General features: G+C 67.5%; 22 protein-coding genes. 16 read left to right on the top strand and 6 right to left on the bottom strand.

Translation table 11 applies throughout. The features are described 5' to 3' along the window. The first annotated feature begins 140 nt into the window (after positions 1-140). From ACY48E_RS06640 to ACY48E_RS06630, 3 genes are all read left to right on the top strand, one after another. On the top strand, positions 141-1,772 hold the full coding sequence (locus tag ACY48E_RS06640; protein ID WP_462871348.1) for an ABC-F family ATP-binding cassette domain-containing protein: 1,632 nt from the start codon (positions 141-143) through the stop codon (positions 1,770-1,772). Positions 1,773-1,874: 102 nt separating this feature from the next. Beyond that, the gene (locus ACY48E_RS06635) at positions 1,875-2,102 is read left to right on the top strand and encodes a helix-turn-helix domain-containing protein (protein ID WP_462871347.1); all 228 of its coding nucleotides are present in this window, start codon (positions 1,875-1,877) and stop codon (positions 2,100-2,102) included. 8 nt (positions 2,103-2,110) lie between these two features. Then, positions 2,111-4,477, top strand: coding sequence for an excinuclease ABC subunit UvrA (locus tag ACY48E_RS06630; protein ID WP_462871346.1), 2,367 nt, complete (start codon positions 2,111-2,113; stop codon positions 4,475-4,477). On the opposite strand, the gene ACY48E_RS06625 is transcribed toward ACY48E_RS06630, so the two are convergent. Next, on the bottom strand, positions 4,470-5,045 hold the full coding sequence (locus ACY48E_RS06625; protein WP_462871345.1) for a TetR/AcrR family transcriptional regulator: 576 nt from the start codon (positions 5,043-5,045) through the stop codon (positions 4,470-4,472). The two genes, ACY48E_RS06630 and ACY48E_RS06625, sit on opposite strands and share 8 nt — an antisense overlap. Before the next feature lie 118 nt (positions 5,046-5,163). Continuing rightward, complete coding sequence (gene acnA, locus ACY48E_RS06620) at positions 5,164-7,953, bottom strand: aconitate hydratase AcnA (protein WP_462871344.1); 2,790 nt, start codon at positions 7,951-7,953, stop codon at positions 5,164-5,166. Positions 7,954-8,219: 266 nt separating this feature from the next. Between acnA and ACY48E_RS06615 the strand changes: the two genes are divergently transcribed. The 8 genes from ACY48E_RS06615 (at position 8,220) to ACY48E_RS06580 (ending at position 16,736) form a co-directional block, all read left to right on the top strand. Further along, positions 8,220-8,804 carry an Rv1476 family membrane protein gene (locus tag ACY48E_RS06615; RefSeq protein ID WP_462871343.1) on the top strand — a complete coding sequence of 195 codons (585 nt, stop codon included), beginning with the start codon at positions 8,220-8,222 and terminating at the stop codon, positions 8,802-8,804. Between the two features lie 274 nt (positions 8,805-9,078). Then, positions 9,079-10,578: an NlpC/P60 family protein gene (locus ACY48E_RS06610; RefSeq protein ID WP_462871342.1), complete on the top strand. Its 1,500-nt coding sequence runs from the start codon at positions 9,079-9,081 to the stop codon at positions 10,576-10,578. Between the two features lie 142 nt (positions 10,579-10,720). Beyond that, positions 10,721-11,881 carry an AAA family ATPase gene (locus ACY48E_RS06605; RefSeq protein ID WP_462871341.1) on the top strand — a complete coding sequence of 387 codons (1,161 nt, stop codon included), beginning with the start codon at positions 10,721-10,723 and terminating at the stop codon, positions 11,879-11,881. Further along, positions 11,878-12,828, top strand: coding sequence for a DUF58 domain-containing protein (locus ACY48E_RS06600; RefSeq protein WP_462871340.1), 951 nt, complete (start codon positions 11,878-11,880; stop codon positions 12,826-12,828). The genes ACY48E_RS06605 and ACY48E_RS06600 overlap by 4 nt, the downstream gene beginning before the upstream one ends. After that, a complete protein-coding gene (locus ACY48E_RS06595) occupies positions 12,828-13,823 on the top strand; it encodes a VWA domain-containing protein (RefSeq protein ID WP_462871338.1) in 996 nt (331 codons plus the stop codon). The genes ACY48E_RS06600 and ACY48E_RS06595 overlap by 1 nt, the downstream gene beginning before the upstream one ends. A 154-nt stretch (positions 13,824-13,977) precedes the next feature. After that, positions 13,978-14,703, top strand: coding sequence for a 3-oxoacyl-ACP reductase FabG1 (fabG1, locus tag ACY48E_RS06590; protein WP_462871337.1), 726 nt, complete (start codon positions 13,978-13,980; stop codon positions 14,701-14,703). Between the two features lie 70 nt (positions 14,704-14,773). Further along, positions 14,774-15,598 carry an NADH-dependent enoyl-ACP reductase InhA gene (gene inhA / locus ACY48E_RS06585; RefSeq protein ID WP_462871336.1) on the top strand — a complete coding sequence of 275 codons (825 nt, stop codon included), beginning with the start codon at positions 14,774-14,776 and terminating at the stop codon, positions 15,596-15,598. Positions 15,599-15,671: 73 nt separating this feature from the next. After that, a complete protein-coding gene (locus tag ACY48E_RS06580; RefSeq protein WP_462871335.1) occupies positions 15,672-16,736 on the top strand; it encodes a ferrochelatase in 1,065 nt (354 codons plus the stop codon). Positions 16,737-16,743: 7 nt separating this feature from the next. On the opposite strand, the gene ACY48E_RS06575 is transcribed toward ACY48E_RS06580, so the two are convergent. Beyond that, positions 16,744-17,604 carry a hypothetical protein gene (locus ACY48E_RS06575; protein ID WP_462871334.1) on the bottom strand — a complete coding sequence of 287 codons (861 nt, stop codon included), beginning with the start codon at positions 17,602-17,604 and terminating at the stop codon, positions 16,744-16,746. Between the two features lie 93 nt (positions 17,605-17,697). On the opposite strand from ACY48E_RS06575, the gene ACY48E_RS06570 reads away from it, so the two are divergent. The 3 genes from ACY48E_RS06570 to ACY48E_RS06560 all read left to right on the top strand — a co-directional run bounded on the left by ACY48E_RS06570 (position 17,698) and on the right by ACY48E_RS06560 (position 20,198). Then, entirely contained in the window at positions 17,698-18,537 is an 840-nt protein-coding gene (locus ACY48E_RS06570; RefSeq protein ID WP_462871525.1) for a DUF3097 domain-containing protein, read from the top strand. Between the two features lie 61 nt (positions 18,538-18,598). After that, positions 18,599-19,030: an NfeD family protein gene (locus ACY48E_RS06565; RefSeq protein ID WP_462871333.1), complete on the top strand. Its 432-nt coding sequence runs from the start codon at positions 18,599-18,601 to the stop codon at positions 19,028-19,030. Between the two features lies 1 nt (position 19,031). Next, positions 19,032-20,198 (top strand): SPFH domain-containing protein, encoded by a 1,167-nt coding sequence (locus ACY48E_RS06560; RefSeq protein ID WP_462871332.1) that lies wholly within the window; start codon positions 19,032-19,034, stop codon positions 20,196-20,198. Between the two features lie 13 nt (positions 20,199-20,211). On the opposite strand, the gene ACY48E_RS06555 is transcribed toward ACY48E_RS06560, so the two are convergent. From ACY48E_RS06555 to ACY48E_RS06545, 3 genes are all read right to left on the bottom strand, one after another. Next, positions 20,212-20,715, bottom strand: coding sequence for a hypothetical protein (locus ACY48E_RS06555; protein ID WP_462871331.1), 504 nt, complete (start codon positions 20,713-20,715; stop codon positions 20,212-20,214). Beyond that, a complete protein-coding gene (locus tag ACY48E_RS06550; protein WP_462871330.1) occupies positions 20,712-21,365 on the bottom strand; it encodes a hypothetical protein in 654 nt (217 codons plus the stop codon). Before ACY48E_RS06550 ends, ACY48E_RS06555 begins: the two co-directional genes overlap by 4 nt. Before the next feature lie 101 nt (positions 21,366-21,466). Beyond that, a complete protein-coding gene (locus ACY48E_RS06545; protein ID WP_462871329.1) occupies positions 21,467-22,177 on the bottom strand; it encodes a TVP38/TMEM64 family protein in 711 nt (236 codons plus the stop codon). Between the two features lie 193 nt (positions 22,178-22,370). Between ACY48E_RS06545 and ACY48E_RS06540 the strand changes: the two genes are divergently transcribed. Both ACY48E_RS06540 and scpA read left to right on the top strand, forming a co-directional pair. Further along, positions 22,371-24,257 (top strand): methylmalonyl-CoA mutase family protein, encoded by a 1,887-nt coding sequence (locus ACY48E_RS06540; protein ID WP_462871524.1) that lies wholly within the window; start codon positions 22,371-22,373, stop codon positions 24,255-24,257. Next, complete coding sequence (gene scpA / locus ACY48E_RS06535) at positions 24,254-26,518, top strand: methylmalonyl-CoA mutase (RefSeq protein WP_462871328.1); 2,265 nt, start codon at positions 24,254-24,256, stop codon at positions 26,516-26,518. Before ACY48E_RS06540 ends, scpA begins: the two co-directional genes overlap by 4 nt. The last annotated feature ends 2 nt before the right edge of the window (positions 26,519-26,520 follow it).

The following is a 26,520-nucleotide window of genomic DNA, read 5'->3' as shown; positions in this document are numbered from 1 at the left end:
TAGCCCACCGGGTTCGCGGTGTCGGTCCCGCCGTCTCGGGGGGCCTAGAATTGCGGGGATCGCCGCGGGAATCTCCGCGCCGATTCCACCACCGGTATCGCATGACACCGGTTCTCACGCGAGAACGGAAAGCCCACGACGTGATCACCGCGACCGACCTGGAGGTTCGTGCGGGCGTTCGCACCCTCCTCTCCGCCCCGGGCCCCGCGCTGCGTGTGCAGCCCGGTGACCGGATCGGGCTGGTCGGGCGCAACGGCGCCGGAAAGACCACCACGCTGCGCATACTCGCGGGCGAGGGTGAGCCGTACGCCGGGACCGTCACCCGCAGCAGCGAGCTCGGCTACCTGCCGCAGGACCCCAAGGAGGGCAACCTCGAGGTTCTCGCCAAGGACCGTGTGCTCTCCGCGCGTGGGCTGGACACCCTCCTTCGTGACATGGAGAAGCAGCAGGCGCTGATGGCCGAGGTGGTCGACGACGCCGCTCTCGATCGGGCAGTGCGGCGGTACGGGGAACTCGAGGACCGCTTCGCGTCTCTCGGCGGATACGTGGCGGAGAGTGAAGCCGCACGCATCAGCAACAGCCTCGGTCTACCGGATCGTGTGCTGACGCAGCCTCTGCGCCAGCTGTCGGGTGGTCAGCGCCGCCGCGTGGAACTGGCACGCATCCTGTTCGCGGCCTCGGATGGGAGCGGGGGTCGGTCCAACACCACCCTGCTCCTGGACGAACCGACCAACCATCTCGACGCGGACTCGATCACCTGGCTGCGCTCGTTCCTGCAGAACCACGAAGGCGGGCTCATCGTCATCAGCCACGACGTGGAGTTGCTCGCCGACGTCGTCAACCGCGTGTGGTTCCTCGATGCGGTGCGCGGCGAGGCCGACATCTACAACATGGGCTGGAAGAAGTACCTCGACGCTCGCGCGACGGACGAGCAGCGGCGGCGGCGAGAGCGCGCCAACGCCGAGAAGAAGGCCTCGGCGCTGCGCACACAGGCGGCCAAGCTCGGTGCCAAGGCCACCAAGGCCGTGGCGGCGCAGAACATGGCCAAACGTGCGGACAAGCTTCTGGCCGACCTCGATGCCGAACGCGTGTCCGACCGCGTGGCCCACATTCGTTTCCCCGAACCGGCACCCTGCGGCAAGACCCCTCTGATGGCCTCGAACCTGACCAAGATGTACGGCTCGCTCGAGATCTTCGCCGGAGTGGACCTGGCGATCGACCGTGGCAGTCGTGTGGTGGTACTCGGACTCAACGGCGCCGGGAAGACGACCCTGTTGCGGATCCTCGCCGGCACCGAGCAGTCCGATGCGGGGGAACTGGTTCCCGGCCACGGGTTGCGAATCGGCTACTTCGCGCAGGAACACGACACACTCGACGACATGGCCAGCGTGTGGGAGAACATTCGGCACGCCGCTCCGGACACCGGCGAGCAGGAGTTGCGCTCGCTGCTCGGTGCCTTCATGTTCACCGGCCCCCAGCTCGACCAGCCGGCGGGAACGCTCTCCGGAGGCGAGAAGACGCGTCTTGCCCTTGCCGGTTTGGTCTCGTCCGCCGCCAACGTCCTGCTGCTCGACGAGCCGACCAACAACCTCGATCCCATCTCCCGCGAGCAGGTCCTCGACGCGCTGCGCAGCTACAAGGGTGCGGTGGTCCTCGTCACGCACGACCCCGGAGCAGCCGAAGCCCTCTCGCCCGAGCGGGTGATCCTCCTGCCCGACGGCACCGAGGACCACTGGTCGGCCGACTACCTCGAGTTGATCACGTTGGCCTGAACGCCCATTGATCTACGTGCCGGTGAGCATCTAGCCTTTATCTAGTGATGCATATCACTTCTCGGGTTCGTTCCCGAGAGTGCGATGGAACCGGAGGACGCGATGACGGCCCGCGATCGAGCGCAGTCGGGGCTAGCGAAAGGGGTACGTGTCACCGGGACCGCACGCGAGAAACTTCAGAACGAACTCGGTGAGCGGTACTCCGCGGGCGAGAGCATCCGCTCGCTCGCCCGTGCCACCGGTCGCTCGTACGGGTTCGTACACAACCTCCTCGTAGCCTCCGAGGTGCCTCTTCGCGGCCGTGGAGGAGCCAATCGCCGTAAGGCATGATTGCGCGCATGTCCGAACCCGACTCCTCTGCGCACCCCGCGGACGGCCATGACACGATTCGGGTTCTCGGCGCGCGCGAGAACAACCTGCGCAACGTCGACGTGTGCATCCCCAAGCGGCGACTGACCGTCTTCACCGGAGTCTCCGGATCGGGCAAGAGTTCACTGGTCTTCGCGACGATCGCTGCCGAGTCCCAGCGAATGATCAACGAGACCTACAGCACGTTCGTGCAGGGCTTCATGCCGTCTCTTGCTCGGCCCGACGTGGACGTGCTCGATGGGCTGACGCCCGCGATCATCGTCGACCAGCAGCGGATGGGAGCAGACCCGCGTTCGACGGTAGGAACCGCGACCGATGCACACTCGCTGTTGCGCATCCTCTTCAGTCGCCTCGGTGTGCCGCACATCGGCTCGCCGCAGGCGTTCTCGTTCAACGTCGCGTCGGTGTCGGGCGCCGGTGCTCTGACCACCGAACGCGCCGGCCGTACCACCCGCGAGAAGCGCACCTTCACGATCACCGGTGGCATGTGCCCGCGGTGTGAGGGGCGTGGCGCGGTGAGCGACATCGATCCGGCAGCGCTGTACGACGCGTCGAAATCGTTGAACGACAACGCCATCACCATCCCCGGCTACTCCATGGACGGGTGGTACGGCCGCATCTTCCGGGGCACCGGATATTTCGATCCGGACAAGCCCCTCGGACGCTACAGCGCCAAGGAACTCGACAAGCTTCTGCACACCGAGCCCACCCGAATCAAGGTCGACGGCATCAATGTCACGTTCTCCGGGCTTGTCCCGTCGGTTCGAAAATCTTTCCTCGCCAAGGACGTCGACGCGATGCAGCCCCACATTCGGGCGTTCGTCGAGCGTGCGGTGACCTTCAGCGTGTGCCCCGACTGCGACGGCACACGGCTCACGGCCGGTGCTCGGTCCTCGAAGATCGCGGGAATCAGCATCGCCGACGCGTGCTCGATGCAGATCAGCGACCTCGCACGGTGGGTGGCAGGTCTCGACGAGCCGTCTGTCGGTCCGCTCCTGGGGAGCTTGCGTCACACGCTTGACTCTTTCGTCGACATCGGCCTCGGCTACCTTTCCCTCGATCGCCCTGCGGGCACCCTCTCCGGAGGAGAGGCGCAGCGCACCAAGATGATTCGCCATCTCGGATCCGCCCTCACCGACGTCACCTACGTCTTCGACGAACCGACCAGCGGACTCCATCCGCACGATGTCGCTCGGATGAACGACCTGCTGATCTCGTTGCGTGACAAGGGGAACACCGTTCTGGTTGTCGAGCACAAGCCGGAGATGATCGTGGTGGCCGACCATGTGATCGACCTCGGGCCGGGGGCGGGGCGCGAGGGCGGAACAGTCTGCTTCGAAGGATCCGTGGCCGACCTGCCCACCAGCGGCACAGTGACGGGCGATCACATCGGCTACCGGGCACAGCTCAAGGATGTGGTCCGCACCCCGACCGGCTCGGTACCCATCCGAGGGGCGTCGACCAACAACCTGCGCACGGTGGACGTCGACGTTCCGCTCGGGGTTCTCGTCGTCGTCACAGGTGTGGCCGGTTCGGGGAAGAGTTCGCTGATACACGGCGAACTGCGCGGTGACGACGTCATCACCGTCGATCAGAGTCCGATCAGGGGTTCACGACGGTCGAACCCGGCCACGTACACGGGGCTGCTCGAACCGATTCGGAAGGCGTTCGCGAAGGCGAACGGTGTCAAGCCGGCTCTGTTCAGCTCGAACTCCGAGGGCGCCTGCCCTGCCTGCAAGGGCATCGGAGTGATCTACACCGACCTGGCCGTGATGGCCGATGTCGCAACCCCGTGCGAGAACTGTGAGGGCCGACGGTTCCAACCGGAGGTGCTCGACTACCTGTTCGGCGGGGCGAGCATCGGTGACGTGCTCGAGATGCCCGCAGTGGAGGCCGCGGCGTTCTTCTCCGCCGGTGAGTCGAAAATCCCTGCGGCACAGAAGATTCTGGACCGACTCGTCGACGTGGGTTTGGGGTACGTCACCCTCGGACAGCCACTGAGCACACTGTCGGGAGGCGAACGCCAGCGCATCAAGCTCGCAACTCACCTCGGCGACACAGGATCGACGATCGTGCTCGACGAGCCCACCACGGGCCTGCACCTGGCCGATGTCGACAAGCTGCTGGCGCTGCTGGACCGACTGGTGGACGGTGGGCGTTCGGTGGTGGTCATCGAACACCATCAGGCGGTGATGGCGCACGCGGATTGGATCATCGACCTCGGGCCGGGCGCCGGCCACGATGGTGGTCAGGTGGTCTTCGAGGGCACGCCCGCTGAGATCGTGGCGCAGAGCCGGACACTGACCGGTCAGCACCTCGCGGCGTACGTCAGCTGATCGGGGCGTGTCGACGCACCGATTCCTCCACGAGGTCGAGCACCGCGGCCAGATCGGCAGTGCCCTGCCCCGACGCCATCCGCGCCACCAACCCGTCCATCACCAGATCGAGATAGTGCAGCAGTACGGGTGTGGGCACGTCGTCGCGTAGCCGTCCTGCCGATTTCTGTCGCTCGAGTCGTGCGAGCACCGCGTCCTGGAGCTCGACCGACCGCTCGGACCAGCTGGCCCGGAAATCCGGATCGGTACGCAACCGTCGCGCGATCTCGAGTCTGGTGCCGAGCCAATCGAATTGCTCGGGCGCTGCGAGCATCTCACGCATCACCTGGACCAGACCCTGATTCGCGGCGACGTCGGCCATCCGCCGAGCATCATCGCGCGCCAGGGCCAGGAACAGCCCGTCCTTGTCCTTGAAGTGATGGAAGATCGCACCTCGGGACAAACCCGTGGACTCCTCGAGTCGGCGCACGGTGGCGCCGTCGTACCCGAACTCGGCGAAACAGCGTCGAGCACCGTCGAGGATGTGACTCCTGCGTGCTGCGAGATGGTCCTCACTGACCTTCGGCACCTGAACCTCGTTCGTCAGGGGTGGCGGGATTCCGCCGGTCCCGCGGATGGCAGCGGTGGGCTCGACGCACGTCTGGTGACGCCCGAGCCCACCGCTGCTGCGATCCGATCGTCGCGGGTCAGTTCGCGATCATGTTGCGCAGCACGAACTGGAGGATGCCCCCGTTGCGGTAGTAGTCCGCCTCGCCGGGAGTGTCGATCCGCACGACGGCGTCGAACTCGACAGTGCTGCCGTCGGTCTTGGTCGCGGTGACCTTCATCGTCGGCGGCGTCACACCATCGTTGAGCGCCGAGATGCCCTCGATGTCGAAGGTCTCGGTCCCGTCGAGCTTGAGCGACGCAGCCGATTCTCCTGCCGGGAACTGCAGGGGAACCACGCCCATCCCGATGAGGTTGGAGCGGTGGATCCGCTCGAACGATTCGGTGATGACCGCCTTGACGCCCAGCAGGCTCGTGCCCTTGGCCGCCCAGTCACGCGAGCTGCCCGAGCCGTACTCCTTGCCACCGAGCACCACCAGCGGGATACCCGCCTTCTGGTAGTTCTGCGACGCGTCGTAGATGAAGGCCTGCGGGCCACCGTCCTGCGTGAAGTCCCGGGTGTAACCGCCGGAGACATCGTCGAGGAGCTGGTTGCGCAACCGGATGTTGGCGAAGGTGCCCCGGATCATCACCTCGTGGTTGCCGCGGCGCGACCCGTAGGAGTTGTAGTCCTTCTTGTCGATGCCGTTGGCGTCGAGGTACTGCGAGGCCGGCGTGCCGGGCTTGATGTTGCCAGCAGGGGAGATGTGGTCGGTGGTCACCGAGTCACCGAGCAGCGCCAGCACTCGTGCCCCACGAATGTCGGAGACCGGCGTGGGCTCCTTGGGCATCCCGTCGAAGTACGGGGGCTTGCGCACGTAGGTCGACTGCGGATCCCAGTCGAAGGTCTTGCCCTGCGGGGTGGGCAGCGAACGCCAGCGCTCGTCGCCCTTGAACACGTCCGCGTAGCCCTCGACGTACATCTGCTTGGTGATCGAGGAGTTGATGGTCTCCTGGATCTCCGCAGGGGTGGGCCAGATGTCCTTCAGGAACACCGGCGCCCCGTCCGAACCCACTCCCAGAGCATCGGTCTCGAAGTCGAAGTCCATCGTCCCGGCGAGCGCGTAGGCGATGACCAGCGGCGGCGAGGCCAGGTAGTTCATCTTCACGTCGGGGGAGATGCGACCCTCGAAGTTGCGGTTGCCCGAGAGCACCGCGGTGGCAGTGAGGTCGTTGTCGTTGATGGCCTTGCTGATCTGCTCGTCGAGCGGTCCGGAGTTGCCGATACAGGTCGCGCACCCGTAACCGACGAGGTGGAATCCGAGCTTCTCGAGGTACGGCCACAGGCCGGACTTGTCGTAGTAGTCGGTGACCACCTGTGAACCGGGAGCCATCGAGGTCTTCACCCACGGCTTGGACGACAGGCCCTTCTCGACCGCATTGCGAGCGAGCAGAGCAGCACCGAGCATCACCGACGGGTTGGAGGTGTTGGTGCACGAGGTGATCGAGGCGATCACCACGGCGCCGTGATCGAGGATGAACTCGCCCTTGTCGTCGGAGATCACTCGGACCGGCTTGCTGGGTCGACCCTCGGCGCCGATTGCGGCGGACTGCACGTCCACCGAACCCTCGTCGGCGAACGAGAGCTTCGCGGCACCGACGGCGGGGGAGCCGTCCTCGCCCACCGAGGGCGACGGGTGGTTCTCCTCGACGTAGTTGTGGATGTCCTTGCGGAAGGCGACCTTCGACTCCGACAGCACGATCCGATCCTGCGGACGCTTGGGTCCGGCGATCGAGGGCACCACGTCACCGAGGTCGAGTTCGAGGTACTCGGAGTAGGCGGGCTCGTGCTCGGGATCGTGCCACAGGCCCTGTTCCTTGGCGTACGCCTCGACCAGTGCGAGCTGCTCGTCGCTGCGTCCGGTGAGGGCGAGGTACTTCACGGTCTCGGCATCGATCGGGAAGATCGCTGCGGTGGAACCGAACTCGGGGCTCATGTTGCCCAGGGTCGCGCGGTTCGCCAGGGGGACCTCGGCGACACCCTTGCCGTAGAACTCGACGAACTTACCCACCACACCGTGCTGACGCAGCATGTCGGTGACGGTGAGAACCACGTCCGTGGCCGTCACACCGGGTTTGATCTCGCCGGTCAGCTTGAACCCGACCACGCGAGGGATGAGCATCGACACGGGCTGGCCGAGCATGGCTGCCTCGGCCTCGATCCCGCCGACACCCCAACCCAGCACACCGAGCCCGTTGACCATGGTGGTGTGGGAGTCGGTTCCGACACAGGTGTCCGGGTACGCCTGCCCGTTCCGCACCATCACGGTGCGTGCGAGGTGCTCGATGTTGACCTGGTGAACGATGCCGGTGCCGGGCGGGACCACCTTGAAGTCGTCGAACGCTCCCTGACCCCAGCGCAGGAACTGGTACCGCTCGGCGTTGCGCTGGTACTCGATCTCGACGTTGCGCTCGAACGCGTCGGCGCGTCCGGCGACGTCGATGATCACGGAGTGGTCGATCACCATTTCCGCCGGTGCGAGGGGGTTGACCTTCTGCGGGTCACCACCGAGTGCGGTGACGGCCTCGCGCATGGTCGCGAGGTCCACGATGCACGGCACACCGGTGAAGTCCTGCATGATCACCCGTGCCGGGGTGAACTGGATCTCGATACTCGGCTGCGCGGACGGATCCCACGCTGCGATCGAGGCGATGTGATCCTTGGTGATGTTGGCGCCGTCCTCGGTACGGAGCAGGTTCTCCGCGAGCACCTTCAGGGCGTAGGGCAGTTTCTCGGTGCCGGGCACTGCGCTGAGTCGGAAGATCTCGTAGGAGTTCTCACCGACCGTCAGCGTTCCCTTGGCGCCGTACGAATCGATACTTGCGGTCACGTCAGCTCCACTCGTCTTTTCTCGGGCGGCCACCGACTGGGCGTGGTCGGCGGTCGACGCGAAACCCAGCCGGGCCGTTGGTGTCAGCTCGAGCGTCATCGGCGGCGTCGCGCCTGTCGATCGTAACAGTACGGTTGTCCTGTGAGGGCGCTTCGGTCGTCATTGCCGCAAGATCTCAGCAGTGCCTCGCTGACGATGACGTAGTCTCACTGCGCCGACGACACCGCTGCGCCGACGATCCCGTTGCGCCGACACCCGGATGGACGATGACTGCACCGAGCCACACGTTGACGTTCCTTGCCGGCACCGGCCCGCTCGCCACGATCGTGCCCGTCGGGGTCGACGTCGACGAGGTGCTCGCCGACGTCGCGGACGACTCCGTGTCCGCACCCGCCGACGAGGTGGACGGCCTGCGTGCGGTGATCGCCCGTGCGCGGGACGAGCAGGTGAACCTCTCGATCGTCGTGGTCGCCAAGGATCCGCCGCTCGATGCTCAGCTCCGAGATCTGGCCACCGTCGTCGGCGAACAGACCGAGGGCACCGTGCTGGTGCTCAGCCCCGGGGCCGTCGGCTCCTTCAGCACCAGCATCGACAGGGTCACACTCGAGGCCGGTCAGGATCGGACGTATACGGGCGATCCTGTGGTGTCGGCCAACAACTTCCTCGACGAGATCACCTCGCCCGGCCCGTCGTGGACGGGATACTCGGTGGTCATCCTGGCCGTCGTCGCGGCCGCCGTTGCCGCTCTGGCGGTCTCGGCGACACGACGGTGGCGACGAACCGATGCGCAGCCTGTCACCGATACGCAGCCTGTCGCCGATTCGGCGCCCGACTCCGAAAAAAAGTCCTGACGACTTTTTCGTCACATCGGCCCTGCTCATGCGGGAGAATCCTTAGCGAATAACATTAGTGCAATTTGTGACTGATGTTTCTCGAGTAAGCGATGTGTCGTACGGTTCTCATGGCACTGCTTGGGGAAGAAGTGTCGTAGAGGTACGTGAGCACACGCACGGGACGTTCTGCAACCGGACGCGCCGGCCGCTGGGCTCTCGGGCTCTGCGGTGCCCACTCCCCGGGTGTAACGCGGCACGACGACCGCGTGGCGCACATGAGGGAGAGACATACGTGAGGCGTTCGACCACCTGCGGCACCTGCCGCCGACCGCACCCCGCACGCAGCGTCCGCAGCCGCGTGGCACAGGTTCTTCTCGGGCTCACACTCGTTCTGACCATCGCGACCGCGACCGCAACCGGCGCGTCCGCCGTGCCTCCACCTCCTCCCAACCCCACCGACGCCGACATCGCCGCTGCCACGGCACAGGTCGGCGCTGCCTCCGGTCAGGTCGGGGACCTCATCGGGGCGGTGGCCGCAGCCAATCAGCAACTCTCCGAGATCGCAGACGACGTCGCGGCCAAGCGCGAAGCGGTGAACAAGGCGCTGGTGGACCTGCAGAACGCTCGCACCGCAGCAGACGCGGCCGCTGCGGCGGTGTCGGTCGCCCAGCAGGCCCTCGCAGGGGCCGGACAGGTGATCGACGACGCGCGCAATCGCTTCACCGCCTTCGCAGTCAACGACTACGTGAAGGGGTCCGGCGCGGCCGGGTTCGCCGCGCTACTCGGATCTACCGGTCCGCAGGAGATGCTCGACCGCGCCCAGCTGCTCCGTCAGATCACCGCCCAGCAGAACGCGACCCTCGACGGCCTCCAGCGAGCACGGGCCGACCAGGCCAACAAGGACTCGTTGGCGCGCCAGTCCCAGCAGAGCGCCGAGGCCGCCCGGGCCGACGCAGAGGCGCGCAAGGCCGACGCACAGAACGCCATCGACACCGCTGTCTCCGAACAGCAGGCCCAGCAACAGCGCGCTGCCACCATCATCGCCCAGCGCGACGCGGCCCAGAACGCACTCGACCAGGCTCGCGGCGTCGCCGCCGGTCTGGCCGGTCAGCGCACCGCGTACGAGCAGTGGGATCAGCAGCGCCGATCCGAGCAGGCGGCGGCCGATGCTGCCGCGGCGGCGGCACGCGATGCCGCGGCAGCCGCCGCGACCCGGGTGGCCGCAAACGCGGCCGCGAACCAACTCGCCGCCTACCTCGCGGACGGCGATCGCAGCCACACCGACCTGGACTCGGCGCCCGCCCTGACGAGCACACCGAAGAAGACCGGGTCCACCACGGCGACCACACCGGCTCCCACCGTGACCGGATCAGCAGCGGTGGAGACCGTGATCGACCGAGCGATGTCGCAACTCGGAGTGCCCTACTCGTGGGGAGGTGGCAACGAGAAGGGCCCGACCAAGGGAATCCGGGACGGGGGAGTGGCCGACAGTTACGGCGACTACAACAAGGTCGGCTTCGACTGCTCGGGGCTGATGATCTACGCCTTCGCCGGCATCGGGATCTCGCTTCCCCACTACACCGGATACCAGTACACGACCGGGCGGCAGGTCCCGTCGTCCCAGATGAAGCGGGGCGACATGGTGTTCTACGGACCCAATGCCAGCCAACACGTCGCGCTCTACCTCGGTGACGGCAAGATGCTCGAGGCCCCCCAGTCCGGCGACGTCGTCAAGATCTCGCCGCTGCGACAGAGCGGGATGACCCCGTACGTCGTGCGACTGGTCGACTGAGTTTCCGCGGATCGACGACGAGACCGGCAAGGACGGCGTCGACGCCCGCAGACCTGCGTCGACACCACGCGCGCCGCGGACCTGCAATAGTGGAGTCGGACACGGGCGCTCAGCCCGCCGAACGTAGGAAAGCGGTGGATCCTTGACGACGTCACGGGACGGCGAAGCGGCGGACATCTCCGCCGATGTGAAGACGCTGGAGAAGACGGTCTACGAGGTCAAGCGGGTGATCGTCGGCCAGGATCGACTCGTCGAGCGGATCCTCGTCGGGCTGCTCGCGCGTGGCCACGTCCTGCTCGAGGGTGTTCCGGGTGTGGCCAAGACATTGGCTGTGGAAACCTTCGCCACCGTGGTCGGGGGAAGCTTCTCCCGTGTGCAGTTCACTCCGGACCTGGTGCCCACCGACCTGATCGGTACGCGGATCTACCGTCAGGGCAAGGAGGAGTTCGACACCGAACTGGGGCCGGTGGTCGCCAACTTCGTTCTCGCCGACGAGATCAACCGGGCCCCCGCCAAGGTGCAGTCGGCACTGCTCGAGGTCATGGCCGAGCGGCACGTCTCCATCGGTGGCACCACGTACCCGATGCCCGACCCGTTCCTGGTGATGGCAACACAGAACCCCATCGAGAACGAAGGTGTCTACCCGCTACCCGAGGCGCAGCGCGACAGGTTCCTGTTCAAGATCGTCGTCGATTACCCGACGGTCGAGGAGGAGCGGGAAATCGTCTACCGCATGGGTGTCACGCCGCCGAAGGCCGAACAGGTGCTCGACCCGGAGCAGCTGATCCGCCTTCAGAAGTTGGCCGCCACGGTGTTCGTCCATCACGCCCTGGTGGACTACGTGGTCCGGGTGATCGCCGCCACCCGCACGCCCGCGGAGATCGGGCTCACCGATGTTGCCGGGTGGGTGTCTTACGGAGCGTCGCCGCGTGCCACGCTGGGCATCATCGCCGCCTCGCGCGCGTTGGCGCTGCTGCGTGGGCGCGACTACGTGGTCCCACAGGACATCCTCGAGGTGATTCCGGACGTGCTGCGACACCGTTTGGTGCTGTCCTACGACGCCCTCGCCGACGACGTCTCGCCGGACCAGGTCATCGGTCGAATCCTGCAGACGGTCGGCCTGCCGCAGGTCGGCGCCCAGCCCGTCGGATACCCGACGGCGCCGGGCGCAGGGGCGCCCATCCCGGGTGCACCGATGCCGGGCGCACCTGCCCCGGCGGTCCCGGTCCCCGGTGCGGCGGACCCGAACACGGCCGGGCCGACCCTGGCGAAGCCCGCTCCCGCGGCCCACCAGCCGCGGTGAGTGTTCCCACACCGACGGGCCCGGCCCACTCACCCCCGTCGTTCGCGGCCGGGACGCTCGAGGATCCCCAGCTGACCAGCGCCCTACGGACGCTGGAGTTGACCGTCCGTCGACGTCTGGACGGCGTTCTACACGGTGACCACCTGGGACTGATCCCGGGTCCGGGTTCGGAACCCGGCGATGCCCGCGAGTACCAGCCCGGTGACGACGTGCGCCAGATGGACTGGTCGGTCACCGCGCGCACCACCAATCCCCATGTGCGCCAGTCGGTCGCCGACCGTGAGCTCGAGACATGGCTGGTGATCGACCTCTCGGCGAGCCTGGATTTCGGTACCGCGGGATGCGAGAAGAGAGATCTCGTGGTGGCGGGCGCGGCGGCGGTCGCTCATCTGACCAGTGGCGGCGGCAACAGGATCGGCGCGGTCATCACCAACGGCGAGAAAGTCGTCCGCGTCCCGGCCCGCGGCGGCAGACCGCACGTGCACTCGATGCTGCGCACCATCGCCACCACCCCGCACGCCGCCGACGGGGTGCGGGGGAACCTCGGTGACGCCATCGAGGCGTTGCGTCGTCCCGAGCGCCGACGTGGCCTCGCCGTGGTGATCAGCGATTTCCTCGGCCCGCTGGACTGGCAGCGGCCTCTGCGTGCCATAGCCGGGCGCCACGAGATCCTCGCCATCGAGACCCTCGACCCTCGTGACGTCGAGTTGCCCGACGTCGGCGACGTCGTCCTGCACGATCCGGAGTCCGGGCGCACACGGGAGTTCCGCACGACGGCAACACTTCGCGCGGACTTCGCCGCCGCTGCGGCAGCGCACCGCGCCGATGTCGACCGGGCACTACGCCAGTGCAGCGCTCCTCGCATGACCCTGCGCACCGATGGCGACTGGATCGCCGACGTCGTGCGCTTCGTCTCGCGTCGTCGTCACAGTCTCGGGGTGCGCTGATGGCGCTCTCGGACTTCTCCTCTCCCTGGTGGCTACTGTTCATCGCCGTCGTGGTCGCGCTGGCCGTCGGCTACGTGCTGGTTCAGCGGCGGCGCCGTCGAAACACCATGCGGTTCACCAACCTCGACCTGCTCGAGAAGGTGGCACCGAACCGCGTGGGCGCCACACGGCACGTTCCGACCGCACTGATCCTGGTCGGTCTCGTCCTGCTGTCGGTGGCCCTGGCCGGGCCCACCTCGGATCAGAAGGTTCCGCGTAACCGTGCCACGGTGATCCTGGTCGTCGACGTGTCCCTGTCGATGCGCTCGACCGACGTCGATCCGAGCCGACTCGCCGCAGCACAGGTGGCCGGCAAGGAGTTCGCCGACGGCCTGACCAAGGGGATCAACCTCGGGCTCGTGGCGTTCGCGGGGACCGCATCCGTGCTGGTGTCGCCGACCACCAATCGCGACTCGGTCAAGACCGCCATCGACAAGTTGCAACTGGCCGAGCGCACCGCCACGGGGGAGGCGATCTTCACGGCGCTGCAGTCGATCGACACGCTCGGTGCGGTTCTCGGTGGCGGTGACGCGGCGCCACCCGCTCGCATCGTGCTGCTCTCGGACGGCAAGCAAACGGTTCCCGAGAGTCCCGACGACCCCCGCGGCGGCTACACCGCAGCGCGCGAGGCCAAGAGCAAGGCTGTGCCGATCTCCACGATCTCCTTCGGGACATCCTTCGGCACCGTGGACATCAAGGACCCGGACGGAAACACCCAGCGGGTGCCCGTCCCCGTCGACGACCCCTCCCTGAAGGAGATCGCGAGCCTGTCCGGCGGCACCTTCTTCACCGCGTCGTCGCTGGCCGAGCTCAAGAGTGTCTACGACACCCTCGAGCAGCAGATCGGTTTCGAAGTGACCCGTGGTGACGCCAGCAGGCCGTGGCTGATCGCGGGGGTGCTGTTCATCGCCGCCGGTGTCGGGTCCGCGCTGGTCCTTCGGCAGCGGGTGCCCTGACCGTTCGCCGGTGCCCGGCCGCTACCATGTGCGCGGCCCTCGACCCACCCGAACCCTCGACCCACCCGAACCCTCGACCCACCCGAACCCTCGACCCACCCGAACCCTCGACCCACCCGAACCCTCGACCCACCCGAACAAAGGTCCCCACTCGATGCCCGACGCCTCACCCTTCGTATCCCGATCCGTCCTGGTCACCGGCGGTAACCGCGGTATCGGCCTGGCCGTTGCCCGGCGACTGTCCGCAGACGGCCACAAGGTGGCTGTGACCCACCGCGGGTCGGGCGCGCCGGAGGGCCTGTTCGGCGTCGTGTGCGATGTGACCGACTCCGAGTCGGTCGATACCGCCTTCGGCGAGGTGGAGAACCACCAGGGCCCGGTGGAGGTGCTCGTGGCGAACGCCGGGATCACCGACGACACGCTCCTGATGCGCATGACCGAGGAACAGTTCACCAGGGTCATCGATGCCAACCTCACCGGTGCGTTCCGCGTCGCCAAGCGTGCGAACCGCGCCATGCTGCGAGCACGCTGGGGGCGCATGATCTTCCTCGGCTCGGTGGTGGGAATGGGCGGCGGACCGGGTCAGATCAACTACGCATCCTCGAAGGCCGGCGTGGTGGGCCTCGCTCGATCGGTCACCCGCGAGCTCGGATCGCGCTCGATCACGGCCAACGTGGTGGCTCCGGGCTTCATCGAGACCGACATGACGGCCGACCTCGACGACGAGTTGCGCGACATGGCCAAGAAGTACATTCCGCTCAAGCGACTCGGTCAGCCGGAGGATGTCGCGGCCGTTGTGAGCTTTCTGGCGTCGGAGGACTCCGCCTACGTCTCGGGCGCCATCATCCCGGTCGACGGTGGCATGGGCATGGGTCACTGAACCGCCGACGCCCACGACCGCGCCCGGGCACCGGCCGCACCGACAACCACCCAAGGAAGGCACCTCCATCATGAGCGGGATTCTCGACGGGAAGACGATCCTCGTCACCGGCATCATCACCGACGCCTCGATCGCATTCCACGCCGCCGCCATGGCGCAGGAACAGGGTGCGAGGGTCATCATCACCGGGTTCGACCGGTTGCGTCTGATCGACCGGATCGCCAAGCGTCTGCCCCAGGAGGTGCCACCGGCAATCGAGCTCGACGCCACCAACGAGGAGCACCTCGATGCCCTCGCGGACCGCGTGCGCGAACTTGCCCCGGAGGGTATCGATGGCGTTCTGCACTCGATCGCGTTCGCGCCCCGGTCGATCATGGGGCCGGGAGCCAAGCCGTTCCTCGAAGGCCCCGGTCCCGACGCCGCCGCGGCGTTCCAGATCTCGGCCTGGAGCTACGCCTCGCTCGCTCGCGCTGTTCTGCCCGTGATGAACGAGGGCGGGTCGATCGTCGGGATGGACTTCGATCCCCGCACGGCCATGCCCTACTACAACTGGATGGGTGTGGCGAAGGCGGCGCTCGAGTCGGTGAACAGGTATGTCGCCCGCGAGGTCGGCGAGGCGAAGAAGATCCGCTCGAACCTCATCGCGGCGGGGCCGATCAAGACACTCGCAGCCAAGGCGATTGCCGGGACCGCCACAGACGACGCCGCGAAGATGATGCAGCTCAACGACTACTGGGACGGCGCCTCGCCCATCGGATGGGATGTGGAGGATCCCACCGTGGTGGCGAAGTCGATCTGTGCCCTGCTCTCGGACTGGCTCCCTGGTACCACCGGCTCGATCATCTATGTCGACGGCGGCGCGAGCCACAACACCTGGCTGCCCGAGAACATCTGACCTTCCGCCCGCGAACCACGCCTGAGTACGGAAGTGCCGAAACTCGCTCCGGTGCACCCTGCACAATGGAGAGATGAACCCCCGGTACGACGCGCTTCTGTTCCTCTCCTTCGGCGGGCCGGAAGGTCCCGACGAGGTGATGCCCTTCCTCGAGAACGTCACCCGCGGCCGCGGCATACCTCCCGAAAGACTGGCGAGCGTGGCCGAGCACTACTACCACTTCGGCGGGGTCTCGCCCATCAACCGCCTCAATCGCGAGATCATCGCCGGGGTCGAGACCGAGTTCGCACTCGCCGGTGTGGATCTACCGGTCTACTTCGGTAACCGAAACTGGCACCCCATGGTCGAGGACACACTCGCAACCATGGCCGACGACGGCGTACGGTCCGCCCTCGTCTTTCCCACCTCGGCGTGGGGTGGTTACTCGGGGTGCCGCCAGTACCACGAGGATCTGGCCCGCGCCCGTGACGCCGTCGGCGAACGAGCGCCGGCGTTGCGAAAGCTGCGCCAGTACTACGACCACCCCCTGATGATCGACGCGTTCGCCGAAGCGGTGGCCGCGGCGCGATCGACTCTTCCCGCCGACCGCCGCGCCGGTGCGCGCCTGGTGTTCACTGCACACTCGATCCCCGAGTCCGCCGATCTCGCCGCGGGCCCTCCCGGCGATGGCGGTCGTCTCTACAGTCGGCAGGTCACCGAGGCCTCGACGCTCGTGGCGCAGGCCTCCGGCGTGGGCGACTTCGACGTCGTCTGGCAGTCGAGGTCGGGTCCGCCGCAGGTGCCGTGGCTCGAACCCGACATCGTCGACCACCTCGAGAGCCTGCACTCGTCCGGTGTGACGGCGGTCATCGTGTGCCCGATCGGTTTCGTCTCCGACCACCTCGAGGTGGTCTGGGACCTCGATACCGAGGGCGCGGAGAAGGCTGCCGAGTTGGGCATGAGTTTCGCACGTGCCGCGACGCCGGGAAGCGATCCCCGATTCGCCGGACTGGTGCTCACCCTCGTACGCGAGGTTCTCCATTCCGAGCCCGCCCAGAGGCTGGGAACCGTGCCCGCGTACGGGAGTGCGGTGGACGGCACACCGTGCAACGTCGGCTGCTGCGCTCTCCCCGCCCGTCCGGCGCGCCCCTCGAGCTGATCTGCGATCACGACGGCCGGTTGGTCAGCCACTGCGCCACGCACGCGTCGACCGCACTTCTGCGGGCTGTTCGCACGGCTGCCCGCAGCGGCGCCAACACGGCCTCGCGATCGGCTGCAGCCGCCGCTGTCAGCGGTTGCGCACCGTCCTGCGCAGTCGAGAGCTCCCCAGCCACGTCGAGGATCGCGGATACGTGGTCCGCGGTGTCCAGTACCCGCCACACACGGTCGGGTAGTCGGGGCAGGCGGCGCGCGTGCGCGAGCAGATCCGCCACACGCGCGCGGGGGTCGGTTCGTGTACCCGGCGCCGCGTCGACGCTCGCAATGTGGGTCAGGGCCTGAGCAGCCCCTCGCACACTCTCCCGAACCAGGTATTCGGACTGCCGCAACGATTCCGGGGCCTCCGGGACCAGCGACTCGAGGCCGAAGACCGTCCAGCGCACCACATCCGGGCCCTCGGCGGTAGGCACTATGCCGATTCCGTCGCCGGCCTCGGAGCCGATCACCACGGCCTGCCCGGTGTCGAGCGCCGCGGCGACGAACGGTGTCGCCGTACCGAGCCCGCGAGTATCGCCGGGTACCGGGAGCACCAGTCGCAGCGTTGCCGAAGGCCCGGATGTGCGCCAGCGATCGCGTACCACCGCCAGAAGTGTCACCAGTCCGGTTGGATCCGGTGTCGGCCAGGACAACCCGAACCTGTCGGCCGTGACGGGGTCGGATGCCACCACCAGGGACAGCGGCGCGTGTTCGGCCAGGGCGTCGATCACGTCGTCGGTTGCGGATGCGCCGCACAGCCACGAGGCGAGCCACAACGCAAGATCGGTGCTGAGGGAGGACCTGACGGCAGGGGAGAAGCTCGCGGAGGACATTGCCGACGAGCATAGATCGATCGGCCGTGCGCGTGCCGTCGCGGCAGCTGGGCCGCAGTCGGATTATCGTGACCGACCGTGAGCAGTCGCGACATGTATTCCACGGACATCTTGTCCGGTCATTCCCGCAGGTCAGCCCGCTTAGCTCCCACTGTGGTCGCGGAGATCGGGCTGGTGGTCGAGGACGCCGCCAGCGGGTTCTGTGGGGCGGTTCTCGGGTTCGAGCGCGCGGCGGACCCGGGGGTGGTGCGACTCGAGGACGCGGCAGGGTGCGTACGCCTGTTCACCCTGCACCCCGCGGCATTCCTCATCGACGGATCACCGGTGACACTCGTGCGGCCGGCGGTCGGCGGCTCGAACTCGCCGGGCAGATCGGCGTCGGGTTCGACGGGCAGATCGGCGTCGGGTTCGACGGCGGTGGTCGGCGCACGGGCACGGGTGGCGCTGCCGTCGCGGATCTGGGTCGAGGGCGTCCACGACGCAGCGATCGTCGAACGCGTGTGGGGTCACGACCTGCGCGTCGAGGGAGTGGTCGTGGAGTATCTGGATGGGCTGGACAATCTCGGCGACCGGCTGGTCGACTTCCGGCCAGGTCCGGGACGGCGGGTGGGTGTGCTGGTCGACCATCTGCTGACCGACACCAAGGAGGATCGGGCCACCCGAGGACTGGGTCCACATGTCGCGGTGACCGGTCACCCCTTCATCGACATCTGGGAGGCGGTGCGCCCGGCATCGGTGGGTATCGACGCGTGGCCGCGTGTTCCCCGGGGCGAGGACTGGAAGAGCGGAGTGTGCGCGCGGCTCGGGTGGGGGTCGCCGGCCGACGGATGGCGGCGAGTCTTCTCCGCGGTCGACTCCTTCCGTGACCTCGAGGCCCCGCTCATCGGCGCAGTCGAACAGTTGGTCGACTTCGTCACCGGTTCCGACCTCTGACGCGGCGCCCGCTCTGTCGGCCGACCGCCGCCCCCGATCGCCGTCGCAGTACGCTGGTGTCGTGGTCGCGCTCGCGTGGTTCATCGGCGGTGTGGTGCTGGCCGCTGCCGAGGTGGTCTCCGGTGAACTGTTCCTACTCATGCTCGGCATCGCCGCTCTGGGGACTGCAGGCGTATCGGCGCTGACCGACCTCCCGCTGTGGGCCGACGCCCTCGTCTTCGCCGGTTTGTCGGCCGGCCTCCTGCTCGGGGTGCGCCGTCCCCTCTCGCGTCGGTTCACTGCCGCACCGGAGCTGACCACCGGAACCGCAGCGCTCATCGGTCGTCCTGCGCTCGTGGTCGAGACCGTCGGTGAGCATGGTGGGCGGATCTCGCTCGCCGGCGACGTGTGGACGGCCCGATCACTGGACGGACACGAGAGCTACACGGCCGGGACGACCGTCACGGTCATGAGTATCGACGGCGCCACTGCCGTCGTATGGAAAGGCGTGTGAGATGGTCGCTCTGATCGTGCTCGGTGTCATCGTGCTGTTGGTGGTGGTGATCGTGGCCAGATCGGTGACCCTGGTGCCGCAGGCCGAAGCCGCGGTGATCGAGCGTCTCGGTCGCTACTCGAAGACGGTCTCGGGGCAGCTGACGTTCCTGATCCCGTTCGTCGACCGCGTCCGCGCGAAGGTCGACCTGCGCGAGCGAGTGGTCTCGTTCCCCCCTCAACCGGTGATCACCCAGGACAACCTCACCGTATCCATCGACACGGTCGTCTACTTCCAGGTCACCTCACCACAGGCCGCGGTCTACGAGATCAACAACTACATCATCGGTGTCGAGCAGTTGACCACGACCACCCTGCGCAACGTGGTCGGCGGTATGACGCTCGAGGAGACGCTGACCTCTCGCGACTCGATCAACGGCCAGCTGCGAGGCGTGCTCGACGAAGCCACCGGCAGATGGGGGCTCCGGGTCGCGCGAGTCGAACTCAAGAGCATCGATCCGCCGCCGTCGATCCAGGAGTCGATGGAGAAGCAGATGAAGGCCGATCGCGAGAAGAGGGCGACGATCCTCACCGCGGAGGGTCGGCGTGAATCGTCGATCAAGACCGCCGAGGGTGAGAAGCAGAGCCAGATCCTGGCCGCCGAGGGCGCGAAGCAGGCCGCCATTCTCACCGCCGAAGGTGAGCGGCAGTCGCGGATCCTGCGTGCGCAGGGCGAGCGGGCGGCACGCTATCTCCAGGCCCAGGGCGAGGCCAAGGCGATCGAGAAGGTGTTCGACGCGATCAAGTCCGGGCAGCCGACGCCGGAACTGCTTGCCTACCAGTACATTCAGACGCTACCGAAGATTGCGGAAGGGTCCGCGAACAAGACGTGGATCATTCCGAGTGATCTCGGGGAGTCCCTGAAGGGTTTTGCCCGTCAGCTCGGCTCGCCCGGCGACGACGGGGTGTTCCGGTTCGAGCCCAGCCCGGCACCGCAGGCGATGTCCAAGCCCGAGGACGACTCCGCCGAGGTGGCCGGGTGGTTCGAGAGCGCGTCCGATCCTGCGGTTGCTCAGGCGGTCGCAGCGGCAGAGGCCATTGCTCGCCAGCAGATCGGCGAGTCCGGTGGTGCTCACGCTCTCGACGCGGCGCAGGATCAGCAGGCGATCGGCGGCGAGCCGACGATCTGAGAGCTTCGCGAGGTCAGCGCGTGATACCGGCGCCGACGCCGCCGGCTGCCAGTGCCCAGAGAACGCTTGCGAAGGTTCCGATGATGAAGTGCTCGGATGCGTGCGCTTCGCGGAGTTCGGGGTAGCGCGCGAGTCCCTTGACAGCCAGAACGACGGCGATTCCTTCGGGCCACCCCGATACCACCGCCACCGCGACCGCAATTCGTTCGAGTACCCCGATCACCAGCCCTCCGTGCAGGACACCGGGGGTCGGCCCCTCGTCGTCTCCGCGGCGGGCAAGGGTGAACACGACGGGTACGAGCGGGACGCCGCCGGTTGCAGCGGCGAGTACCGCCGCTGCGAGCGCAACAGCCAGGGGTGCACCCGAGACGGGGGACGGGAGCGTGGCCGCGACGGCGCCGGCGACGGCGAGTGCGGCTGCGGCCGAGATGGAGACGACCGGCGCCGGAACCCATCTGGCCGGAATCAGCGGAACGAGCGCAGCAACGATCAGGGCGCCGATGGCAAGGGCGATCATCGTGCGAGTATCTCCGAGCCGCGGGGGCTCGCTGTGGGTGGGCGGTCGGCGTGTTCGAGGAGTCGGGTGACGGTGACCCTGGCAGCGAGTTCCGGTTGCCATCCCGCGACGGCGAGGCGCTGGGACATTGCCTGGGCGGTGATGCCGAGGTCCCGAGCCGCCTCGGTCTGCGTGCGATGGCGGCCCATCGCCGCCACTGCCGCACGACCTTCCGCCGAACGGCGAGCGACGAGTAGCGCGAGGAGGGTCAGTACTGCCTCGGCGTCGGCCGCGGCGGTCGAGACTTCGGTGGACGCGCTCGTCGAGACGGCGGGTGTGGTCGAGACGGCCAGCGAGCCGGCCGCGTTCTTGGCCCGGGTGACCGCGTCCCGAGCTGCTTCGAATGCGCGTCCGCGGCCGGCTCGGGTGATCGCGGGGAGCGGTTCGTCGATCGTTCCGACACCGATTCCGACACTCCAGTGGCCCGTTGCGACGAGCCCCAGCGCAACGTCGACCACCAGGGACGCGTCGTCGGTGACAGCCTGGACCTCGTCCCCTGCGGTTCGGTCGAACGGGCGCTCGAACTGACGATCGCGGTAGGCCTCGAGGAGGTCGGGAACTCGGTCGACGTCGCGGCGACTACGTCGCTGGTCTGCTGTGATGACGAACACCGGTCAAGCATAGAGACTTTATAGTTGAAAATAAAGTCCGGACACTTGATTAAGATCAAGTTTTGAATCTTGATTCGGCCATATCAAGATTGTAAGCCTGATCACACGGGTGTGCGGGATGTGTCAGGTGCGGCGGGAACGCGGGCATCGACCACCAGACCGACCACACCGATCGCAATGCACAAACCGGAGATCACCAGCAACGCCGGATCGGTATGACCGGTCAGAGCGTCCCCCAGCACCACCACGCCCACCGTCCCCGGAATGATCCCGATGGCCGTGGCCACGGTGAACGGCACCAACCGCACCGCCGACACCCCGGCCAGGTAGTTGACCACGGAGAAGGGGACGGGTCCGATCATTCGCAGCGACCCCACGGCCAACCACCCCCGCCGCGCCAGCCTGGTCTCGACGGCCGCCACTGCGGGCCTGTCGGCCCACGACGCCACGAGATCGCGTCCCAGGGCTCGGACGAGCAGAAACGCCAGGACGGCGCTGACCGTGGTGGCGGCCAGGGTGATACCCACCCCGAGCGCGGATCCGAACAGGACACCTGCGCTGACGGTGAAGACCGTGCGCGGGAACGGCGCGATCGTGACCACCACGTGCACGGCGAAGAACACGATCGGGAACCACGGCCCCAAGGACAGCGACACCCGCCGCAGATCGGCCACGGACGGCAGGGGGAGCACGATCACGATGACGACCAGGCCCACCACCAGCGCCACCAGGGCGACGAGCCGGAGTGCGCGGTGCTTGACCGACCGCGATGCAACCGCATCACCGGCGTCTCCGGACGAAGGTGTTGACACACGACCAACGTACCGACCGCGCGGCGAGTGGAGCACACTCGTCGACAGGGGCCGGTTGCCGCGAGCATCGCACGACGAGGCCGCTACGATCACAGCATTGTTGGAGGGTCGATAGTAGGCACTCCGAGTACATGAGGGTTCGCGGCCCGACAGGGGCGTCGAGTGACGAAGGGCAACGATGTCTGACTCAGCCATGTCCGGCTCTGCACCGCGGGGCGCGACCGGTGAGGACACTCAGGACCAGGATGCGTTCGACGCCTGGCGCAGGGCCGTGGCAGGTGTGATCGCCAAGTCCCGACGAGTCGAGGCCGCCACTCTCGGGGATCGACCCGAGTCGATGCTGAATTCACACACCTACGACGGCATCACGATCAAACCCCTCTACGGACCGCTCGACCACCGACCGGAACATCCGCTCCCCGGCGAATTCCCCTACGTCCGAGGACGCGCCGCCGATCGTGACGTCTCGCGCGGATGGCACGTCAGTGCGCGCATAGGTCACGGTGTCGCCGATCCGGCTGCCATCAACACGGCCGTACTGGCCGGACTCGAGAACGGGGTCAGCTCCGTCTGGCTCGTCGCCGACGCACTCGACGCGGCCGACATCGGTCGCGCTCTCGAAGGAGTCCTCCTCGACCTCGCGCCCATCACCCTCGCCGCCGGCAGCGCCACCGCGACCACCGCACGAGCGCTGTTGGCGCACCTGGACGCCGCGACCGTGCACGATCGATCCACCGTCGACATCCGGTTCGGCGCCGCCCCCCTCACCGACCAGTTCACCGGCGCCGCCGGGGCGAGCATCGACCAGACCCTGGCACTGGTGTCCGAGATCGGTGACCGGCCCGAACAGGTGCGGGCCATCACGGTCGACGGCACCGCATTCCACAACGCGGGTGCCGCCGACGCTCAGGAGGTCGGCCTGGCCGCGGCGGCCGGGCTCGAGTACGTACGTCTGCTCACCGAGGCCGGGCTGTCGATCCCCGCGGCGCTCGACCAGATCGAGTTCCGCCTCGCCGCCACCGACGCCCAATTCGAGACGATCGCCAAGTTCCGTGCCGCGCGGCGTGTGTGGGCCCGCGTGGCCGAGGTCCTGGGTGCACCGGAGAACGGCGGTGCACCTCAGCATGCGGTCAGCTCGTCCGCGATGATGGCCCAGCGAGATCCCTGGGTGAACATGCTGCGGACCACCCTCGCCGCATTCGGGGCCGGTGTGGGGGGCGCGGACTCGGTCACCGTCCTTCCCTTCGATGTCTCCCTACCCGATGGCGCACTGGACATCTCGCCGTCGTTCTCGGATCGGATCGCCCGGAACACTCAGCTTCTGCTGCTCGAGGAGTCCCACCTCGGACGCGTGATCGACCCGGCTGCAGGCTCCTGGTACGTCGAGGACCTCACCGACCGACTTGCCGAGCATGCCTGGGCGGTCTTCACCGGCATCGAGAGCGCGGGCGGATACCGCGCGGCGCTCGCCGACGGTCGGATCGCTCACGACGTCGCCGCCACCCGCGACGCCCGCGCCGACGACATCGCCCACCGACGAACCTCGATCACCGGAGTCAACGAATTCCCCAATCTGTCCGAGAAGCCACTGCCGGCACCCACACCGCCCGCCCCCGGAACCATTCGGTACGCACAGGACTTCGAACGACTCCGCGATCTGAGCGACGCCCACCTGGCGCGGACGGGGGCACGGCCGGCCGTCGTCCTGGTACCGCTCGGATCGGTCGCCGAACACAACGCGCGCACCACCTTCGTGTCGAATCTGCTCGCCTCCGGCGGTATCGAGGCCGTCTACACACCGGAGGTGACCGACATCGCACAGACGGTCCGCGCCTCGGGTGCCTCGGTGGCCGTCCTCTGCGGAACCGACCGCCGCTACACCGACGAGGGGCCCGCAGCGGTGGCCTTGATTCGGCAGGCGGGGATCGACCATGTCCTCGTGGCGGGCCCGCCGCGGCCCTTCGAGGGTGCCGAGGGACAGTCCGAGCCCAGCGACCACCTCACCCTGACGATCGACGCCGTCACCGTTCTGGGCGACCTCCTCGACCGACTGACCACTCTCGACGGGAGCCGAGCATGAGCAGCACAGACCCGATCGGCAGCTTCGCCGACATAACCCTCGTCGACCCCACCCGATCACCGTCCGCACCCCCGACCAGCGACGACGTCACGGCGTTCGTCTCTGCCGGAGCGCGTGCGAACGGCTACACCCCAGAGCAGATCGCCTGGAGCACGCCGGAGGGGATCGACGTCGACCCTGTCTATACCGGCGCAGACCGGGCGCGGGTGGAGGCTGCCGGACATCCCGACGCCACGTACCCGGGTTCGGTGCCCTTCCTGCGGGGTCCGTATCCCACCATGTACGTCAACCAGCCCTGGACCATTCGCCAGTACGCGGGGTTCTCCACAGCGTCGGAGTCGAACGCGTTCTACCGTCGCAATCTCGCGGCCGGCCAGAAGGGCCTCTCGGTCGCCTTCGACCTGGCCACCCACCGCGGATACGACTCCGATCACCCGCGTGTGCAGGGCGACGTCGGTATGGCCGGGGTCGCCATCGACTCGATCTACGACATGCGCCAACTGTTCGACGGTATCGACCTGGGATCGGTGTCGGTGTCGATGACGATGAACGGCGCCGTGCTGCCGATTCTCGCCCTGTACATCGTCGCCGCCGAGGAACAGGGTGTGGGTCCGGAGAAACTGGCCGGCACCATCCAGAACGACATCCTCAAAGAGTTCATGGTGCGCAACACCTACATCTACCCACCCACACCGTCGATGAGGATCATCTCCAACATCTTCGAGTACACCTCGGCGAACATGCCGAAGTTCAACTCCATCTCCATCTCCGGCTACCACATCCAGGAGGCCGGGGCCACAGCCGACCTCGAGCTCGCCTACACCCTCGCCGACGGTGTCGAGTACATCCGCGCCGGACTCGACGCAGGCATGGACATCGACACCTTCGCTCCGCGGCTGTCGTTCTTCTGGGCGATCGGGATGAACTTCTTCATGGAGGTGGCCAAGCTGCGAGCCGGTCGTCTGCTGTGGGCGGAACTGGTCCGTGAGTTCGAGCCGAAGAGTTCGAAGTCGCTGTCCCTGCGCACACATTCACAGACCTCCGGGTGGTCGCTGACCGCACAGGACGTGTTCAACAACGTCTCCCGAACGTGCATCGAGGCCATGGCCGCCACCCAGGGCCACACGCAGTCACTGCACACCAACGCGCTCGACGAGGCGCTGGCACTGCCCACCGACTTCTCGGCACGCATCGCCCGCAACACCCAGCTACTGCTGCAGCAGGAGTCCGGAACCACGCGACCGATCGATCCGTGGGGAGGCTCGTACTACGTCGAATGGCTCACCGCGCAGCTGGCCGATCGCGCCCGAGCTCACATCGCCGAGGTCGAGGCCGCCGGCGGGATGGCGCAGGCGATCGGGGAGGGCATCCCCAAGCTGCGTATCGAGGAGGCCGCGGCGCGCACACAGGCCCGTATCGACTCCGGTACCCAGCCGCTGATCGGGGTCAACAAGTACGTCCCGGACGAGAAGGACAGCATCGAGGTCCTCAAGGTCGAGAACTCGAAGGTCAGAGCCGAGCAGATCGCCAAACTGGAGCGTCTGCGCGCCGAGCGGGATCCGGCTCGCGTCGAGGCCGCGCTCGCCGAACTGACCCGGGCCGCCGCGTCCACCGCGGGAGGGGTGGAGAACAACCTGCTCGCGCTCGCCGTCGATGCGGCCCGTGCGATGGCCACCGTGGGTGAGATCTCCGACGCCCTCGAGAAGGTCTACGGTCGGCACCAGGCCGAGATCCGCACCATCAGCGGTGTGTATCGCGACGAGGCAGGGAAGGCCCACAACATGGTTCAGGCCAGTGAGCTGGTCGCTGCGTTCGCCGAGGACGAGGGTCGCCGCCCCCGCATCCTGGTGGCGAAGATGGGCCAGGACGGGCACGACCGCGGCCAGAAGGTTATTGCGACGGCCTTCGCCGACATCGGTTTCGACGTGGACGTGGGTCCTCTGTTCCAGACCCCCGAGGAGGTGGCGCAGCAGGCCGCCGACAACGACGTGCATGTGGTCGGTGTCTCGTCCCTGGCTGCGGGCCACCTCACGCTGGTCCCCGCGCTGCGTGATGCCCTGGCAGCGGTGGGTCGACCGGACATCATGGTGGTTGTCGGCGGAGTGATCCCGCCCGGTGACTTCGACGAGCTCTACCAGGCGGGCGCGGCGGCGATCTTCCCACCGGGAACGGTGATCTCCGACGCTGCCGTCGACCTGGTGCGTAAACTCGCCGCATCGCTCGGTCACCACGCGACCGCGTCGACCGGGGTCGACGCCTAAGT

The organism is Rhodococcus sp. AZ1 (assembly GCF_054979605.1).
Note: the sequence above shows the minus strand (reverse complement) of the source record. Positions and strands in the feature narration are given on the sequence as shown.

Bases quoted from the DNA above. Each gene is read 5' to 3' on its own strand.
- ACY48E_RS06615 (WP_462871343.1), top strand. From the start codon at position 8,220: ATGACTGCACCGAGCCACACGTTGACGTTCCTTGCCGGCACCGGCCCG.
- ACY48E_RS06580 (WP_462871335.1), top strand. From the start codon at position 15,672: ATGAACCCCCGGTACGACGCGCTTCTGTTCCTCTCCTTCGGCGGGCCG.
- fabG1 (WP_462871337.1), top strand. From the start codon at position 13,978: ATGCCCGACGCCTCACCCTTCGTATCCCGATCCGTCCTGGTCACCGGC.
- inhA (WP_462871336.1), top strand. From the start codon at position 14,774: ATGAGCGGGATTCTCGACGGGAAGACGATCCTCGTCACCGGCATCATC.
- ACY48E_RS06575 (WP_462871334.1), bottom strand. From the start codon at position 17,604: ATGTCCTCCGCGAGCTTCTCCCCTGCCGTCAGGTCCTCCCTCAGCACC.
- ACY48E_RS06570 (WP_462871525.1), top strand. From the start codon at position 17,698: ATGTATTCCACGGACATCTTGTCCGGTCATTCCCGCAGGTCAGCCCGC.
- scpA (WP_462871328.1), top strand. From the start codon at position 24,254: ATGAGCAGCACAGACCCGATCGGCAGCTTCGCCGACATAACCCTCGTC.
- ACY48E_RS06540 (WP_462871524.1), top strand. From the start codon at position 22,371: ATGTCCGGCTCTGCACCGCGGGGCGCGACCGGTGAGGACACTCAGGAC.
- ACY48E_RS06560 (WP_462871332.1), top strand. From the start codon at position 19,032: ATGGTCGCTCTGATCGTGCTCGGTGTCATCGTGCTGTTGGTGGTGGTG.
- ACY48E_RS06555 (WP_462871331.1), bottom strand. From the start codon at position 20,715: ATGATCGCCCTTGCCATCGGCGCCCTGATCGTTGCTGCGCTCGTTCCG.
- ACY48E_RS06635 (WP_462871347.1), top strand. From the start codon at position 1,875: ATGACGGCCCGCGATCGAGCGCAGTCGGGGCTAGCGAAAGGGGTACGT.
- ACY48E_RS06595 (WP_462871338.1), top strand. From the start codon at position 12,828: ATGGCGCTCTCGGACTTCTCCTCTCCCTGGTGGCTACTGTTCATCGCC.
- ACY48E_RS06630 (WP_462871346.1), top strand. From the start codon at position 2,111: ATGTCCGAACCCGACTCCTCTGCGCACCCCGCGGACGGCCATGACACG.